Annotated in this window: 16 protein-coding genes; all 16 read left to right on the top strand. The window is 34.4% G+C overall.

Translation table 11 applies throughout. The features are described 5' to 3' along the window. Positions 1-5 precede the first annotated feature (5 nt). Positions 6-3,509: a transcription-repair coupling factor gene (gene mfd / locus BK821_RS12550; RefSeq protein ID WP_371261105.1), complete on the top strand. Its 3,504-nt coding sequence runs from the start codon at positions 6-8 to the stop codon at positions 3,507-3,509. Beyond that, entirely contained in the window at positions 3,499-5,037 is a 1,539-nt protein-coding gene (locus tag BK821_RS12545; RefSeq protein WP_071331803.1) for a polysaccharide biosynthesis protein, read from the top strand. Before mfd ends, BK821_RS12545 begins: the two co-directional genes overlap by 11 nt. Continuing rightward, complete coding sequence (locus tag BK821_RS12540) at positions 5,037-6,227, top strand: MazG nucleotide pyrophosphohydrolase domain-containing protein (RefSeq protein WP_071331802.1); 1,191 nt, start codon at positions 5,037-5,039, stop codon at positions 6,225-6,227. Before BK821_RS12545 ends, BK821_RS12540 begins: the two co-directional genes overlap by 1 nt. Continuing rightward, positions 6,224-6,487, top strand: a complete 264-nt coding sequence (locus tag BK821_RS12535; protein WP_046837967.1) for an RNA-binding S4 domain-containing protein — start codon at positions 6,224-6,226, stop codon at positions 6,485-6,487. Before BK821_RS12540 ends, BK821_RS12535 begins: the two co-directional genes overlap by 4 nt. A 17-nt stretch (positions 6,488-6,504) precedes the next feature. Further along, positions 6,505-6,903, top strand: a complete 399-nt coding sequence (locus BK821_RS12530) for an FtsB family cell division protein (RefSeq protein WP_046837968.1) — start codon at positions 6,505-6,507, stop codon at positions 6,901-6,903. A 100-nt stretch (positions 6,904-7,003) separates the two neighbouring features. After that, the gene (locus BK821_RS12525; RefSeq protein WP_046837969.1) at positions 7,004-7,402 is read left to right on the top strand and encodes a S1 domain-containing RNA-binding protein; all 399 of its coding nucleotides are present in this window, start codon (positions 7,004-7,006) and stop codon (positions 7,400-7,402) included. A 159-nt stretch (positions 7,403-7,561) separates the two neighbouring features. After that, positions 7,562-8,866, top strand: coding sequence for a tRNA lysidine(34) synthetase TilS (tilS, locus tag BK821_RS12520; protein ID WP_071331801.1), 1,305 nt, complete (start codon positions 7,562-7,564; stop codon positions 8,864-8,866). Then, complete coding sequence (gene hpt, locus BK821_RS12515) at positions 8,856-9,395, top strand: hypoxanthine phosphoribosyltransferase (protein ID WP_046837971.1); 540 nt, start codon at positions 8,856-8,858, stop codon at positions 9,393-9,395. The genes tilS and hpt overlap by 11 nt, the downstream gene beginning before the upstream one ends. 317 nt (positions 9,396-9,712) lie before the next feature. Then, positions 9,713-11,797: an ATP-dependent zinc metalloprotease FtsH gene (gene ftsH / locus BK821_RS12510; RefSeq protein WP_046837972.1), complete on the top strand. Its 2,085-nt coding sequence runs from the start codon at positions 9,713-9,715 to the stop codon at positions 11,795-11,797. 210 nt (positions 11,798-12,007) lie between these two features. Next, the gene (gene hslO, locus BK821_RS12505) at positions 12,008-12,889 is read left to right on the top strand and encodes an Hsp33 family molecular chaperone HslO (RefSeq protein ID WP_046837973.1); all 882 of its coding nucleotides are present in this window, start codon (positions 12,008-12,010) and stop codon (positions 12,887-12,889) included. Between the two features lie 155 nt (positions 12,890-13,044). After that, positions 13,045-13,977 (top strand): cysteine synthase A, encoded by a 933-nt coding sequence (cysK, locus tag BK821_RS12500; RefSeq protein ID WP_046837974.1) that lies wholly within the window; start codon positions 13,045-13,047, stop codon positions 13,975-13,977. 221 nt (positions 13,978-14,198) lie between these two features. After that, positions 14,199-15,002, top strand: coding sequence for a dihydropteroate synthase (gene folP / locus BK821_RS12495; protein ID WP_046837975.1), 804 nt, complete (start codon positions 14,199-14,201; stop codon positions 15,000-15,002). Then, the gene (gene folB, locus BK821_RS12490) at positions 14,980-15,345 is read left to right on the top strand and encodes a dihydroneopterin aldolase (protein WP_046837976.1); all 366 of its coding nucleotides are present in this window, start codon (positions 14,980-14,982) and stop codon (positions 15,343-15,345) included. Before folP ends, folB begins: the two co-directional genes overlap by 23 nt. Next, positions 15,345-15,824: a 2-amino-4-hydroxy-6-hydroxymethyldihydropteridine diphosphokinase gene (gene folK, locus BK821_RS12485; RefSeq protein ID WP_071331800.1), complete on the top strand. Its 480-nt coding sequence runs from the start codon at positions 15,345-15,347 to the stop codon at positions 15,822-15,824. The genes folB and folK overlap by 1 nt, the downstream gene beginning before the upstream one ends. A 128-nt stretch (positions 15,825-15,952) precedes the next feature. Beyond that, positions 15,953-16,141: a hypothetical protein gene (locus BK821_RS13275; RefSeq protein WP_256201637.1), complete on the top strand. Its 189-nt coding sequence runs from the start codon at positions 15,953-15,955 to the stop codon at positions 16,139-16,141. A 155-nt stretch (positions 16,142-16,296) separates the two neighbouring features. Next, entirely contained in the window at positions 16,297-17,784 is a 1,488-nt protein-coding gene (lysS, locus tag BK821_RS12480; RefSeq protein ID WP_046837978.1) for a lysine--tRNA ligase, read from the top strand. Positions 17,785-18,310: the final 526 nt, after the last annotated feature.

Raw genomic sequence — 18,310 nt, 5'->3', positions numbered from 1 at the left:
AATCAATAATTACAGAATATATAAATGGAGATAAGCGTTATCAAGAATTAGACGCAGTATTTGGCAAAGAGAATGTTTTAGTAACTGGGTTGTCTTCGGCGGCTAAGGCAACGATTATATCTGAAAAGTTTTTGCATACTTCAAAGCAATTATTAGTTGTGACTAATAATTTATATCAAGCAGATAAGTTGGAAAGTGATTTATCACAATTTGTAGAGGCAGAAGATATATATAAATATCCAATGCAAGATATCATGACTGAAGAATTTTCAACGCAAAGCCCTCAATTTATGAGTGAGCGTGTACGTACACTGACGGCACTTGCTCAAGAAAAGAGAGGGTTATTTATCGTACCATTAAATGGCCTGAAAAAATGGCTTACACCTGTAGAAATGTGGAAATCCCATCAATTGTCATTATCAGTAGGTGACGATATTGATACGGATACCCTATTAAACAAACTGGTAAATATGGGATATCGTAGAGAAAGTGTCGTTTCACACATAGGAGAATTTTCATTAAGAGGTGGAATTATAGATATCTATCCACTTATTGGTAAACCAGTAAGAATTGAATTATTTGATACTGAAGTAGATTCAATACGTGATTTTGATGTGGAAACCCAAAGGTCAGAGGGAAATATAGATTCGGTAAATATAACTACAGCTAGTGATTATATTATTACTGATAATGTCTTAAAACATACAAAGTTAAAACTTAAAGAAGCATATGAACATACACGCCCTAAAATAGATAAATCCGTCCGTCAGGAATTAAAAGAAACTTATGATAGTTTCCAACTCTATGAATCATCAATATTGGACCATCAAGTTTTGCGTCGCCTAGTGGCATTTATGTATGAACAACCAGCTACAATTATAGATTATTTTAAAAATGATGCTATCGTAGCGATTGATGAATATAATAGAGTTAAAGAAAGCGAAGCGTCACTTTTAACGGAAGCGGATGACTTTATACAGAATTTAATAGAAAGTGGTAAGGGATTTATCGGGCAAAGTTTTTTACAATATGATGGATTCGAGACATTACTCAAATCTCACCCACTAACTTATTTCACATTATTTACAGCAACTATGCCGGTTCAATTAAATGAAATTATTAAATTTTCGTGTAAACCTGTACAACAATTTTATGGGCAATATGATATTATGCGTTCGGAATTTCAGCGCTATATACAGAATGATTATACAGTAGTAGTCTTAGCAGAAACTGAAGTGAAAAAAGAACGTATACAAGAGATGCTAAATGAAATGCATATACCGACATTTATCGATACCCCAAGTCATCGTAGCAATGGCGGAAGTGCGATTATTACAGAAGGTAGTTTGTCTGAAGGTTTTGAATTGCCTTATATGCAACTTGTTGTCGTTACAGAACGTGAACTTTTTAAATCTAAGCAGAAGAAAAAGCCAAAACAGCAAAAAGCACTCACAAATGCTGAGAAGATTAAGTCTTATCAGGATTTAAAAGTTGGAGATTATGTTGTACATGTCCATCATGGTGTGAGTAGATATTTAGGGGTCGAAACTTTAGAAGTAAGTGGCGTTCATAAAGATTATATCAAATTGCAATACAAAGGTACTGATCAATTATTTGTACCTGTAGATCAAATGGATCAAGTGCAGAAATATGTGGCCTCAGAAGATAAATCACCAAAATTAAACAAACTTGGTGGTACAGATTGGAAAAAAACGAAAGCTAAAGTACAACAAAGTGTTGAGGACATTGCAGATGAACTTATTGATTTATATAAAGAGCGTGAAATGTCTGTTGGTTATAAGTATGGACCAGATACGGCCGAACAAAATGATTTTGAATTGGATTTCCCATATGAACTAACACCTGACCAAAGTAAATCCATTGATGAAATTAAACAGGATATGGAAATAGAACGTCCAATGGATAGATTGTTATGTGGTGACGTTGGTTATGGCAAGACAGAAGTAGCTGTTCGAGCTGCATTTAAAGCTGTAATGGAAGGTAAGCAAGTTGCTTTCTTAGTTCCAACGACAATTCTTGCCCAACAGCATTACGAAACATTAATAGAGCGCATGCAAGATTTTCCAATTGAAGTTCAACTGATAAGTCGCTTTAGAACGACTAAAGAAGTTAAAGAGACAAAAGAAGGTTTGAAATCAGGCTTTGTTGATATCGTAGTAGGTACACATAAATTACTTGGCAAAGACATCCACTATAAAGATTTAGGTCTACTTATTGTGGATGAAGAACAGCGTTTTGGTGTCCGTCATAAAGAAAGAATTAAATCACTTAAAACAAATGTGGATGTCTTGACGTTGACAGCGACCCCTATTCCCCGCACATTGCATATGAGTATGTTAGGCGTACGTGATTTATCTGTTATTGAAACACCGCCAGAAAATCGATTTCCAGTACAAACCTATGTGTTAGAACAAAATACTAACTTTATAAAAGAAGCGCTCGAAAGAGAAGTATCACGTGAAGGACAAGTTTTTTATCTGTATAATAAAGTGCAGTCTATATATGAGAAACATGAACAGTTACAAATGTTAATGCCTGATGCTAACATTGGTGTAGCACACGGGCAAATGAGTGAGGGCGATCTAGAGGAAACGATGCTAGGATTTATCAATCATGAATACGATATTCTTGTAACGACCACTATCATTGAAACGGGGGTAGATGTCCCTAATGCAAACACGCTTATCATTGAAGATGCAGATCGTTTTGGACTTAGCCAACTGTATCAATTGAGAGGACGCGTAGGTCGTTCTAGTCGTATCGGCTATGCATATTTCTTGCATCCAACTAATAAAGTATTGACTGAAACTGCAGAAGATCGTTTGCAAGCAATTAAAGAATTCACTGAATTAGGTTCAGGATTTAAAATTGCTATGAGAGATTTGAATATTCGTGGTGCAGGTAATCTATTAGGAAAGCAGCAACATGGATTTATCGACTCTGTTGGTTTTGATTTATACTCTCAAATGCTTGAAGAAGCAGTTAATGAAAAACGTGGTGTAACAGTAGAAACTGAAGATGCGCCAGAAGTCGAAATAGAACTTAATATCGATGCTTATTTACCAGCTGAATATATTCAAAATGAACAAGCGAAAATTGAAATTTATAAAAAATTACGTAAAATCGAGACACAAGATCAACTGATGGATGTCAAAGATGAATTAATAGATCGTTTCAATGATTATCCTGTAGAAGTTGAGAGATTGTTAGATATGATGGAAATTAAAGTACATGCATTACATGCGGGTGTCATTGCAATTAAAGATGTTAATAAACAAGTAGAAATTTATTTATCTGAAAAAGGAACGACAGATATTAATGGAGAAACATTGTTCAAACAAACGCAACCACTTGGTCGTGCAATGAAAGTTGGCGTACAAGATGGTAAAATGAAATTAACATTAAATAAAACAGGTGCATGGTTGGATAATTTGAAATTTTTAGCTAAATGTTTAGAAGAAAGTATGGTTATAGTAGATGAAGTCTAAGTCTGATAAAAATACGGCCTTTAATGGCGTAGTTGCACTTACTTTAGCTCTTGTTATTGTAAAAATTTTAAGTGCTATTTATCGCGTCCCATATCAAAATATATTGGGTGATGAAGGGTTATACGCATATCAACAAATATATCCCATTGTTGCTTTAGGTGTTATTTTGACAATGAATGCGATTCCGAGTGCAATTACACAATCATTTGATACTGTAGGTCAAGTAAGACAATATACGAAAGTATTGATAAACTTACAAATGATTAGTGCTGTGTTTTTCTTGATTTTACTTGTAAGTGCTAAATGGGTCGCGTCGTTAATGGGTGATGCCAACTTGACCCCAATGCTTAGAGCGGCAAGTTTTAGTTTTTTATTTATTGGAATACTAGGCGTATATAGAGGCTACTATCAAGCACAAAAAATGATGAATGCGCCTGCACTATCACAAGTGATTGAGCAATTTGTACGTGTGTCGATTATAATGGTAGCTGTTGTATTATTTATGACGTACCAATGGTCGATATATGCAGCAGGAACTTTAGCAATTGCTGGTTCGGCAGCAGGGTTTTTAGCTTCTAGTCTATTTCTAATAAAACAAAAGCCGTTTAAACTGACAAGACCAGACGCTCAGTCAAATATTGAATGGCGAAAATTAGCATTGGCAATTATCGTTTTTGCAGTCAGCCAACTTATTGTTATTGTCTGGCAAGTTGTAGATAGTTTCACTGTATTACATGCATTAAAAAGTACAGGCTTGGATTTTCAACAAGCAACGACCCAAAAAGGGATATATGATAGAGGTGCTTCCTTTATACAAATGGGGTTGATTGTAACGACTACATTTAGTTTCGTGCTTATTCCCTTACTGACAGAAGCAATAAAAGAGAAGCACGATATCCTAACTAATCGTTATGCAAATGCGTCTATTAAGATTACGGTTATGTTTAGTGTAGCTGCAGGAGTGGGATTGATTAACTTATTGCCGGTCATGAACACTGTGTTTTTTAAAAATGATAGTTTAACAGGGACATTAGCTATCTATATGCTTACGGTGATATGTGTCTCGCTTATAATGATGGATATTGCATTGCTACAAGTGAAACAGCAAGTGCGCGTGGTCTTATTTGCTTTTATGATGGGTGTTATCAGTAAAGTTTTACTTAATGTTATATTAATACCTCATTTATTGATGCTAGGTGGTAGTTTGAGTACAGTAATATCGTTAGTCTTATTTACACTTATTTTGCATTTTAACGTATTAAAACATTATAAATTTCAAACTATGCGAAAATTTGTCTTTAAATTGATATTAACTATGCTTATGTTATCTATAGCTGTACAAGTGACGATGTGGCTTATTCCAACACATGGGCGTATAGGTGGTTTTATAGAATTATTGATAGCAGCATCTATAGGCGTGCTGGTCATCCTATTTGCTACAATTCATTTACAATTATTAAGTTATAGAGAGTTAAAGCATTTGCCTTTTGGTAATAAGCTATTTCATATGAAAAGAGGGAAACACTAATGCCACGTCATATTACAATTGTAGGTTTAGGGAACTATGGTCTCGATGATTTACCTTTAGGTATATATAAATATTTGAAAAAACAATCGACAGTATATACGCGAACGTTAGACCACCCTGTAATTAATGAATTGAAAGAAGATATAGAATTCAGAAGTTTTGATGCTCAATATGAAGCACACAAATCGTTTGATGATGTTTATGAGAGTATTGTAAAAAATTTAATAGCAGCTTCAGAGCATGAAAATGTTGTTTATACAGTGCCTGGTCATCCTCGAGTGGCTGAAACAACGACTGTGAAATTAGAAGCATATGCAAAGGCGCATAACGATATTCAAATTGAAGTTTTAGGTGGCAAAAGCTTTATTGATGATATTTTTGAAGCGGTTAAAATAGATCCCAATGATGGTTTTACAATGCTAGATGCAACAGCAATAAAAGCGAATCAATTAAATATTCGTACCCATACACTCATAACGCAAGTATATAGCCCCATGACGGCAGGCGATTTAAAAGTTACCTTAATGGAAAGGTATGACGATGAACAAATCGTGTATATTGTAGATGGCGCAAAACACAATGACGCCAATGTTATAGAGACGCCATTATTTGAATTAGATCATTATGCATCAATTTTTAGTAACTTAACTAGCGTACTGATTCCTAAAGTTGAGCAAGAAGTGTTCTACTACAGTGATTTCTATTTTGCTGCCAATATCATAGACCAGCTTGTGGATGAAGAACAAGGTTGTCCGTGGGATAAAGTGCAAACACATCATACATTGAAACGTTATTTATTGGAAGAGTCGTTTGAATTATTTGAAGCCATAGATAATGAAGACGATTGGCACATTATTGAAGAATTAGGTGACATACTCTTACAAGTATTATTGCATACAAGTATTGGTAAAAAAGAAGGCTACCTTGATATTAATGAGGTCATTGAAAGTCTTTCAGCTAAAATGATACGTAGACACCCTCATATTTTTGGTGACGCAGATGCGAAAGGTATGGATGATTTGAAAAATATTTGGGCAGATGCAAAAGCAAAAGAGGGTAAAACACAAAGAGTGAAATTCGAAAAAGTATTTGCAGAGCATTTCTTGAAGTTGTATGATAAAACAAAAAATATGTCGTTAGACGAGGATGCTTTAAAGCGTCTTTTGGAGCAAGGAGGAGAAGGAATATGAGATTAGATAAATACCTCAAAGTATCGAGATTAGTGAAACGTCGCACATTAGCTAAAGAAATCAGTGATCAAGGGCGTGTGACTGTAAATGGTTCGGTTGCAAAAGCGGGAACAGACGTCAAAGTGACTGATGAACTTACAATTAGATTTGGACAGAAAATTGTAACTATAAACGTAACTGGATTAAGTGAACATGCAACGAAAGAAAATGCGAAAGGCATGTACGAATTAGTTAAAGAAGAAAAAGTTAGTGAAAATTAAACAGGAGGTGACAAGCTATGAGTAAAAAAGTAGAAAACATAGGGAATACGTTTACTTCTGCCGAGAATAAAAAGAAACAAAAGCAGAGAATGAGAAGACGTGTTGTACGTAAACGTATCACGTTATTTGGTGGTATTTTACTAGCTATTATTATCATTTTATCCATAATGCTTGTCACTCAAAAGCAAAGTAATAGTGAAGATGCAGTCGAGCGTCAACACAAAGAAGAAAAATATCAAAAACAACAAGATGAAGAACTTGCGTTAAAAGAACAATTGAACAACCTTAATGATAAAAGTTATATAGAAAAAGTTGCTCGAGATGATTACTATTTAAGTAATGATGGAGAAGTAGTTTTTAAACTACCAGAGGATAAGTCGAAAGCAGAATCCAAATCTGCCAAACAAGATAAATAACAAAATTTATTTTTTTGAATCATAATACCATTGTTAAATTATGCAAACAGGCATATAATAAGGTTAAAATCGAAACAAATCGGGAGGATTTATTTACAATATGTCAATCGAAATAGGAAACAAGCTTAAAGGTAAAGTCACAGGAATCAAAAAGTTTGGCGCTTTTGTCGAACTTCCTGAAGGAAAAAGTGGCTTAGTTCACATAAGTGAAGTTGCAGATAATTACGTAGAAAACGTAGAAGACCACTTATCTGTTGGTGATGAAGTAGAAGTTAAAGTGCTTTCAATTGCTGATGATGGAAAAATTAGTTTATCAATTAAGAAAGCAAAAGATCGTCCACGTAAACCTCAAAGTAAACCGAGCCACAAACCACCTCAACCAAAAGGTGAAGATTTTGAAAAGAAATTAACAAATTTCTTGAAAGATAGTGAAGATAAATTAACTTCTATTAAACGTCAAACAGAATCTAGACGTGGTGGAAAAGGCGCTAAACGCTAATAAGCATAACCCATATATGTTTTAAAATTGAGCGAGTGCATAACAATCTAAGGCTGTTTTCTTTCTTAAGGAAACAGTCTCTTTTTTATTGTATATTAGGAATAGTACTTTAATAATAGGAAAAAGCTAAAGTAGTGTTTTGTATGGGAGGTAGAGGTCTTGAAAGTTAACACTGAAGGATGGTCTGAAAATAATCACGTCGTATTAGCAGTTTCTACTGGTATTGACAGTATGACGCTGTTACATCAACTCATTTCACACTTAAAGCATTCATATGCGAAGTTAACTTGTTTGCATGTGAATCATCAGATACGTTCCGTTGCATCAGAAGAAGAAGCTTTTATTAAAGCATTTTGCACTACACACGACATACCATTATATGTTCATCATCTTGATTTATCTAGTGTGGTTGCAAAAGGAAACAGTATAGAGAGTGAAGCTAGACACGCACGATATCAATGGTTTGATGAGATGATGTTGGAGTTAAATGCAGATGTATTGCTCACTGCACATCATTTAGATGATCAAATCGAAACGATATTTTATAGACTCATGACTGGTCGTTCTACTAGAAGTAGTTTAGGTATGTCACAACATGCACTGAGAGGTCATTATAGTTTATACAGACCACTGTTAACCATCGCTAAAAGTGAAATCCATAATTACCAAAAACGATATCAAATCCCCTATTATGAAGATGAAACTAATGCTGAAAACCATTATGTTAGAAATGACATTCGCAATCGAATTTTACCCGAAATTGAAGCGAATCAACATCTCTCGACAGAACAATTACTAAAATTAAAGGAATGGCATGACGAACAATTAGAAGTTATTAGAAATGAAGCATATCAATTTATTGATAATTCAATAGAGTTTTGTCAACAGAATACTAAAATTTTGATTTCGAGGAGTCAATTTTTGAATTTACGTCATGCTGTGAAGATGGCGGTATTAGATAAAATCTTTGAAAAAGTGTCGCTCGATAGACCAATCACTGAAAAAACATATGATGAATGGTTCAAACAACTGGCTGAAAATATAGCACAAACTACATTATATACAACAGATAAATGGATAATTCATATAGCTTATGATAAATTTATCATAATGGCAAATTATGAAGCAAAGCTTCAACCAACAAAGATCAATCAGCAAGGGATTTACAATTTTGGTCACTATACTATCCAAGTGACTAAACATGTTCCTTTAGATTGTTTTCCACTTGTAGTGCGAACAAGAAAAGATGGAGACAAATTTGCACTCAATGGCAGGGCCGGACACAAGAAAGTGAGCCGATTGTTTATTGATGAAAAGGTGATACAATCTGAACGTGATGAAATGCCTATTATTGTAAATGCACATAATGAAATCATTGCTATTGGAACGTTGTTTTTAAAGCAAAAATATGAGCAATTAATTTTTATAAGAAATACGGGAGAGGAATGGAATTATGAGAGATGATTTAAAAGAAGTGTTATTATCAGAAGAAGATATTGAACAAATTTGTAAGGATTTAGGTGCTGAAATTACAGCGTCGTATAGTGGAAAGCCGTTAGTTTGTATTGGGATTTTAAAAGGTTCTGTAATGTTTATGGCAGATTTAATTAAACATATTGATACGCATTTAGCTATAGATTTCATGGATGTTTCAAGTTATCACGGTGGGACTGAATCAACAGGAGAAGTTCAAATTTTAAAAGATTTAAGTTCATCTATTGAAAATAAAGATGTATTAATAATTGAAGATATCTTGGAAACAGGTACTACTTTGAAGTCGATTACTAAATTACTTGAATCTCGTGGCGTAAATTCACTTGAAATTGTTACGCTACTTGATAAACCCAATCGTCGTAAAGCTAATATCGAAGCTAAATACGTAGGCAAAAAAATTCCAGACGAATTTGTAGTTGGTTATGGTTTAGATTACGCTGAAAATTATAGAAATTTACCTTATATTGGCACATTGAAACCAGAAATCTATTCAAACTAAAGCAATACAATTTATTCGTGGGAAAAGTTGTTATATACTATAAGTTCAAGTCAGTTTAAATGGTTAAATGAAAATAGTACAAATATACTAAAAACATTTTAAATTTAATACATAAACTTAGGTAGGCTTTAAAATGTCAAAATACTTTAACTTAATGGGCGCTTTTTAATCATATTTAAAGTAAAATGAAAACTAAAATTAAATATAAAACATAAAGAATTGTAAACACAACGCAAAAGTTGAAATACTAGCCCAAAACCGGCGCTTTGTGTTACAATTTTTGTTAGTTTTATTATTGAAGTAGGAGGAAACGACGCATGCAGAAGGCCTTTCGTAATGTGCTAGTTATCGCAATCATTGGCGTTATTATCTTTGGTTTGTTTTCGTGGCTCAACGGAAATGGGAATATGCCAAAGCAACTTACATATAACCAATTTGTGAAGCAATTAGATAAAGGTGATTTAAAATCACTTGAAATCCAACCTGAACAAAATGTGTATATGGTAAGTGGAAAAACGAAAAAAGGTGAAGATTATTCTTCAACAATTTTATATAACAACGATAAAGAGCTCGAAAAAATAACGGATAAAGCACAAAGTCAAGATGGATTGAATTTTACAGTTAAAGAAGAAGAAAAACAAAGTGTGTTCGTTAGTATTTTAACAACATTAATTCCAGTATTAATTATTGCTCTATTATTTATATTCTTCCTTAGCCAAGCTCAAGGTGGCGGCGGCGGTGGCGGTCGTATGATGAACTTTGGTAAATCCAAAGCAAAAATGTACGACAGTCAGAAAAAACGTGTACGCTTCTCAGATGTAGCTGGTGCAGATGAAGAAAAACAAGAATTAATTGAAATAGTAGATTTCTTAAAAGACAATAAGCAATTTAAACAAATGGGATCAAGAATTCCAAAAGGTGTGCTATTAGTTGGCCCTCCAGGTACAGGGAAAACGTTATTAGCACGTGCGGTTGCTGGTGAAGCAGGTACACCTTTCTTCTCAATCAGTGGTTCAGACTTTGTTGAGATGTTTGTTGGTGTCGGTGCAAGTCGTGTACGTGACTTGTTCGAAAACGCTAAGAAAAATGCACCATGTATCATCTTTATAGATGAAATTGATGCAGTTGGTCGTCAACGTGGCGCTGGTGTTGGTGGCGGTCATGATGAACGTGAGCAAACGTTAAACCAATTACTTGTTGAAATGGATGGATTTGGTGAAAATGAAGGTATCATTATGATAGCTGCTACTAACCGTCCTGATATTTTAGACCCAGCTTTATTACGTCCGGGTCGTTTCGATAGACAAATCCAAGTAGGTCGTCCAGATGTAAAAGGGCGTGAAGCTATTCTTCATGTTCATTCTAAGAACAAACCACTTGACGAAACAGTTGACTTAAAAGCTGTTTCTCAAAGAACACCTGGTTTCTCTGGTGCCGATTTAGAAAATCTTCTTAACGAAGCATCATTAGTAGCTGTTCGTGAAGGTAAGAAGAAAATCGACATGCGTGATATAGAAGAAGCGACAGATAGAGTAATTGCAGGTCCAGCTAAAAAATCACGTGTTATTTCAGAAAAAGAACGTAATATTGTGGCACATCATGAAGCTGGTCATACGATTATCGGTATGGTACTTGATGAAGCAGAAATTGTGCATAAAGTTACAATCGTGCCACGTGGACAAGCTGGCGGTTATGCTATGATGTTACCAAAACAAGATCGCTTCTTAATGACTGAACCAGAATTATTAGATAAAATTTGTGGTCTGCTTGGTGGACGTGTTTCTGAAGATATTAACTTTAATGAAGTATCAACAGGCGCATCTAACGACTTTGAACGTGCAACACAAATTGCACGTCAGATGGTTACAGAATATGGTATGAGTAAAAAACTTGGCCCAATTCAATTTGCCAGCAGTAGTAATGGACAAGTCTTCTTAGGTAAAGATATGCAAGGTGACCCAGAATATTCTGGTCAGATTGCATATGAAATTGATAAAGAAGTGCAACGTATTATTAAAGAACAATATGAGCGTTGTAAAAACATCCTTACAGAACATAAATCACAACTGATACTAATAGCTGAGTCATTATTGACAGAAGAAACATTAGTAGCTGAACAAATCCATTCATTATTCTATGATGGCGTATTACCAGAAGTTGATTACGATGGCGCAGAAGTCGTGCAAAACAAAGATGATAACTTCGAAGAAGGAAAATACGGTAAATCTTATGAAGATGTTCGTCAAGAACAATCAAATAAAGATAGACAAGAAGGTCGTGAAGATTCACAAGATGAAGATAAACAGGGCAATGACACTGAGCAAACTGGTCATGAACAACCGCCTAATATCGATAAACCAAGTGATCCAAGCAACCCAAATGATCCAAGTAATAGAAATTAATGACTGAACATAAATTGCTCTTTCTGCTATCATATTGATAGTAGGAAGAGTTTTTTTCTGCTGATTACACCCCATTAAGTTTTATCAAACAAATGTTTAGCATTTTCGTATAGTAACCAGTACAATAAATTGAATTGAAATAATGGAAAGTATTCAATGCGAAATAACCACTTAAATTTAAATGAGATAACGTTAAAAGGAGAAATTAAAATGACGAATGATTATATAGTTAAAGCATTAGCATTTGGAGGGCAAATTCGTGCTTATAGCGCATGGACAACAGACAGTGTTCAAGAAGCACAAACAAAACATTATACCTGGCCAACTGCCTCAGCTGCACTAGGACGTACGATGACAGCAACGGTTATGATGGGTGCTATGTTAAATGACAACCAAAAACTTACGGTAACGGTTGATGGGCATGGACCTATCGGAAAGATTATTGCTGACGCAGATGCACAAGGCAATATCAGGGGTTATGTGACACATCCTCAAACCCACTTCCCATTAAATGATATGGGCAAATTAGACGTAAGTCGTGCTGTAGGCAACGGTGGATCATTGACTGTAGTTAAAGATGTAGGTATGAAAGACTATTTTTCTGGTTCTAGTGAATTGGTATCGGGTGAATTAGGTGATGACTTCACTTATTATTTCGCTAAAAGTGAACAAGTGCCATCCTCAGTTGGTTTAGGTGTACTTGTGAATCCAGATAATACAATTAAAGCTGCAGGTGGGTTTATCATACAAGTGATGCCAGGAGCAGGGGAAGAAACAATTAGCAAATTGGAAGATGCAATTAATAACATGAAGCCAGTTTCAAAATTAATTGAACAAGGTTTATCTCCAGAAGAAATTCTTTTTGAAATTTTGGGAGAAGAAAATGTACAAATTTTAGATGAATTATCTTCAAAATTCGAGTGTAACTGTGGACATGAAAAATTCTTGAACGCAATTAAAGGATTGGGAGAAGCTGAAATTCAAAGTATGATTGATGAAGATAAAGGTGCTGAAGCAGAATGTCACTTCTGTAGAACGAAATATCAATTTTCTGAAAATGAACTACAGGAATTATTAGAAAAATTAAAGTAAAACGGTTACAATGAATGGGAATAAACTTCTAATTTAAGTAATATATATAAATTCGGTTTTCATAGTTGTATTTACAGAAAAATCTGATAAAATAAAAGTATATCCGATAGAAAAAGTAGGTTTTTTAAACTTTTTAATGAAAAGGAGCAATACTTATGACAAGTAAACCAGTAGATAATATCGTGAAAGTAATCGGTAATACACCGGTAGTTAAGTTAAACAACGTTGTGGGAGAAGATGCTGCAGACGTATATGTAAAACTTGAATATCAAAATCCAGGCGGTTCTGTAAAAGATCGTATCGCTTTAGCAATGATTGAAGAAGCTGAACAAGCAGGTAAGATTAAACCAGGTGATACGATTGTTGAACCTACAAGTGGTAACACAGGTATCGGTCTTGCTTTTGTATGTGCGGCTAAAGGATACAAAGCTGTATTCACTATGCCTGAAACGATGAGTCAAGAACGCCGTAACTTATTAAAAGCATATGGCGCTGAAGTTGTGTTAACGCCTGGCTCGGAAGCGATGAAAGGTGCTATCAAAAAAGCTAAAGAACTAAAAGAAGAATTTGGTTACTATGAACCACAACAATTCGAAAATCCTGCTAATCCTCGTGTACACGAATTAACAACAGGTCCTGAATTAGTGGAACAATTTGATGGCCAAACAATTGATGCATTCTTAGCTGGTGTAGGTACTGGTGGAACATTAAGTGGCGCTGGAAAAGTTTTAAAAGAAAAATATCCAGATATTAATCTTGTAGCAATTGAACCTGAAGATTCACCTGTTTTAAGTGGTGGAGAACCAGGTCCGCATAAATTACAAGGTTTAGGTGCAGGGTTTATTCCAGACACATTAAATACAAATATTTATGACGAAATTATCAAAGTAGGTAATGAAACTGCTATGGATATGTCACGTAAAGTAGCTAAAGAAGAAGGTATCTTAGGTGGTATTTCTTCAGGAGCGGCAATTTATGCGGCGATTGAAAAAGCCAAATCACTTGGTAAAGGTAAAACAGTTGTTACTGTATTACCAAGTAATGGTGAACGTTATCTTTCAACTCCATTATACTCTTTCGAAGACTAAAATATGATAATTCAATAAATACCGGTCACATTTTTATTGTGTGGCCGGTATTTATTTTGGTATTTTTAAAATTCCAAGCATTACAATAGTATGAATAACGTGGCAGACAATGATTTTAAGTATTGGTTACTGAAAAAAATAATAAATAACGTTATTATAGAATAGTAATAAGAGTGATTGGGCGAAAATCATTTTATAAAATGAAAGGAAGAAGAGTGGACATGGCGCACACAAAAATTATGGGGATATTAAATATAACTCCGGACTCCTTCTCAGATGGTGGTAAATATAATACTGTGGAAAGTGCTGTTAAGAGAGCGAAATCAATGGTTAATGAAGGCGTTGATATTATTGACATCGGTGGTATATCCACACGTCCTGGTTATGCTGAAATTAGTGTGGAGGAAGAAATGAATCGAGTTATTCCTGTTGTTAAAGCATTGAAAGATCTTGATATCACGCTATCAGTTGATACATATAGAAGTGAAGTAGCTGAAGCTGCATTGAAGCTTGGGGCTAAGATGATTAATGATCAATGGGCAGGGCTATATGATGAACGTATTTTTGATGTCGTTGCCGAGTATGAAGCTGAAATTGTCTTAATGCATAATGGAAATGGTGAAAGGTCAGAACCTGTAGTGGATGAGATGTTAGTTTACTTATTAAAACAAGCTAATATAGCTGAGATGAAGGGAATACCTAAGGACAAAGTGTGGATTGATCCTGGTATTGGCTTTGCTAAGACACGCGATGAAGAGAAGGAAGTTATGGCGCGATTAGATGAACTTGTTGCCACGGAATATCCTGTACTATTAGCGACGAGTAGAAAAAGGTTTATTAAAGAAATGATAAATGCAGAAACAACACCTATTGAAAGAGACGAAGCAACTGCTGCAACTACGGCATATGGTATAATGAAAGGCATAAAAGCGGTCAGAGTACACAATGTCGCGTTAAATGTTCGTTTAGGACAAAGTATGGATTATTTAAAGGAGAATGATAATGAGCGACACGATTTTTCTTAATGGTATGAGATTTTACTGTTATCATGGTGCCCTTAAAGCTGAAAACGAAATCGGGCAAATTTTTATTGTAGATATAACTATGAAAGTAGAATTGCATACTGCAGGCCATTCTGATGATGTAACAGATACAGTACATTATGGAGAAGTCTTTAATGATGTAAAAGATATTATGGAGGGGCCTCCTGTAAATTTATTAGAGCATCTAGCTGAACGTATTGCAAAACGTATAAATTCACACTATAATCGTGTAATGGAAACGAAAGTTAGAATCACTAAAGAAAATCCGCCTATACCAGGTCATTATGATGGTGTTGGGGTTGAAATAGTGAGGGAGAATCGATAATGATATACGCATATTTAGGATTAGGAAGTAACATTGGAGATAGAGAGGTACAACTTGAAGAAGCTATTCGTATTTTAGATACTTATGAAGGTGTTCAAGTTACACAAAAATCACCAATTTATGAAACAGAGCCAGTAGGTTATGTGGATCAGCCACAATTTTTAAATCAATGTGTTGAGATTCAAACCAATTTAAAACCACACGACTTATTACAAGTATGTCTCAATACTGAACAGCAATTATATCGTGTGAGAGACATACGGTGGGGACCAAGGACTTTAGATGTTGATATTCTATTATATGGTAATCAGATTATTGAAGAAGAAGATTTAATTGTGCCGCACCCACGTATGTTGGAACGTGCATTTGTATTAATTCCTTTAAATGATATAGCAGCAGATGTTATTGAACCTCATTCTAATAATAAAATTGGAAATATAGTGATGACAGATAATTCAGTAAGGAAGTATAAAGATTGAGAGGTAATAAATATGTGGGAAATTGGAGGTGTAGAGATAAATAATAGTGTAGTTCTTGCTCCTATAGTTGGTGTCTGCAGTTGTGGAACGTTTGAACAAACCAGCAACGTCCAAGATCCATATTAGTTATGATTGGTAGAAAAGTGTTAAGGGAATCCATGGATGATTTATCAGTATATTACTTGAAAACTGGAGAACTTATCGGTGAAACTATAGTAGAAGTTAAAGTTGAAATTGCTTTATTACATTTGTTTCGTCTAGTAGAATTGAAGTGTGAAATGGTTGGCACAATGATAATGCGTAAATATGCTTCATGATATCTTAAAGACGTTCGTGGTAACGGTAAGCCTAAAAAGCTTTAAACTAATCTGAAACAGAACAATGAATGATAGATATACTTCAAGAATTTCAAAAGAAATAAATGCAAAAGATAATAAAAAAGTAGAACAAGAAGCATAAAGGAGAGACAGTTATGTCAGAAGAAATGAATGACCAAATGCAAGTCCGCCGTCAAAAATTACAAGAATTATACGATTTAGGAATCGATCCATTTGGACAAAAGTTTGAACGTACCTCAACTGCAGTATTATTACATGAGGACTGGGATCAATTTACAAAAGAAGAATTACATGAGAAAGAAGAAGAAAGTCATGTAAGTATAGCAGGTCGTTTAATGACTAAGCGTGGTAAAGGTAAAGCTGGGTTTGCACATGTTCAAGATTTATCTGGTCAAATTCAAATATATGTGAGAAAAGATCAAGTAGGCGATGAGCAATTTGAATTGTGGAATGCTTCTGATCTTGGGGACATCGTTGGTATAGAAGGCGTAATGTTCAAAACGAATACAGGTGAATTATCTGTTAAAGCTAAATCATTTACATTATTAACTAAATCCTTACGTCCGTTACCAGATAAATTCCATGGTTTGCAAGATATTGAACAGCGTTATCGCCAACGTTACCTTGATTTAATCACAAACCAAGATAGTACGCAGACATTTATTAATCGTAGTAAAATATTACAGGAAATGAGAAGTTACTTAAATGAAGCGGGATTCTTAGAAGTAGAAACACCAATGATGCACCAAATTGCTGGTGGAGCTGCTGCCCGTCCATTTGTTACACATCATAACGCACTTGATGCTACATTATATATGCGTATTGCGATTGAATTACATCTTAAACGTTTAATAGTTGGTGGATTAGAAAAAGTCTATGAAATTGGACGTGTATTTAGAAATGAAGGTGTATCAACAAGACATAATCCTGAATTTACTATGATTGAATTATATGAAGCTTATGCTGATTACCATGATATTATGGATTTAACTGAGAATATGATTAGACATATATCTGAAAAAGTACTTGGTTCTGCCAAAGTAAGTTATGGAGAAGAAACAATAGACTTAGAATCCGATTGGAAACGAATCCACATGGCTGATGCTGTTAAAGAAGCTACAGGTGTAGACTTCTTTGAGGTACAAAGCGATGAAGAAGCTAAAACGTTAGCTAAAGAACATGGTATAGAAATAACTAGTACCATGAAATATGGTCATATATTAAATGAATTCTTTGAACAAAAAGTTGAAGAAACATTAATTCAACCGACATTTGTTTATGGACATCCAATTGAAATATCACCATTAGCTAAGAAAAACCCAGAGGACCCTAGATTCACTGATCGTTTCGAATTATTTATTGTAGGCAGAGAACATGGTAATGCCTTTACTGAATTAAATGACCCGATTGATCAAAAAGAAAGATTTGAAGCTCAATTAGTAGAAAAAGAACAGGGCAATGATGAAGCACACGAAATGGACGAAGACTTTATCGAAGCTTTAGAATATGGAATGCCGCCAACAGGTGGTTTAGGTATTGGAATCGATAGATTAGTAATGTTACTTACTGATTCAGCTTCTATACGCGATGTATTACTTTTCCCTTATATGAGACAAAAATAGAATCTTAATAATATAACTAAACTTGAACAGATCAAATGCTGAATGTTCCGTGATGTCGGGATAAAGCAATTGATCTGTTTTTAACTTTTTAATAGCTAAATATCTTCGAGAAAGTGAGGAATTATGAGTAGTATACAAGTAACAAGCGATTTAATTTAGTAATAAGATACAATTTGGCAATATAGTACTAATAAAATATAAAAATATACCAAAAAAGGTATGGCATATGGTCTTTCTATATGATAAACTTATTCAAGTCGAGTTAAGGAAACGAAACAAGGCAAGTACGATGAATCATTAATCTAATATTAATTTAGAAAATTAATAAAAGGTATTGACTTAAAAGAGAAAATGAATTATCATAATAAAGTCGTCAAAAACAAGTGATGACAAACGCAACACTCAACGTAAACGCAATGTAAAAAACATTAACATAGTGTAAAATTGACTATTGCAAATGATCATTAAACATTGTATCATTAGTTGAGTAAGTTATTTTGTCTGGTGACAATGGCAAAGAGGTCAC

It is taken from the genome of Staphylococcus sp. LCT-H4, from assembly GCF_001866145.1.
GTDB lineage: Bacteria > Bacillota > Bacilli > Staphylococcales > Staphylococcaceae > Staphylococcus > Staphylococcus succinus.
This window is presented reverse-complemented; position numbering and strand designations above follow the sequence as displayed.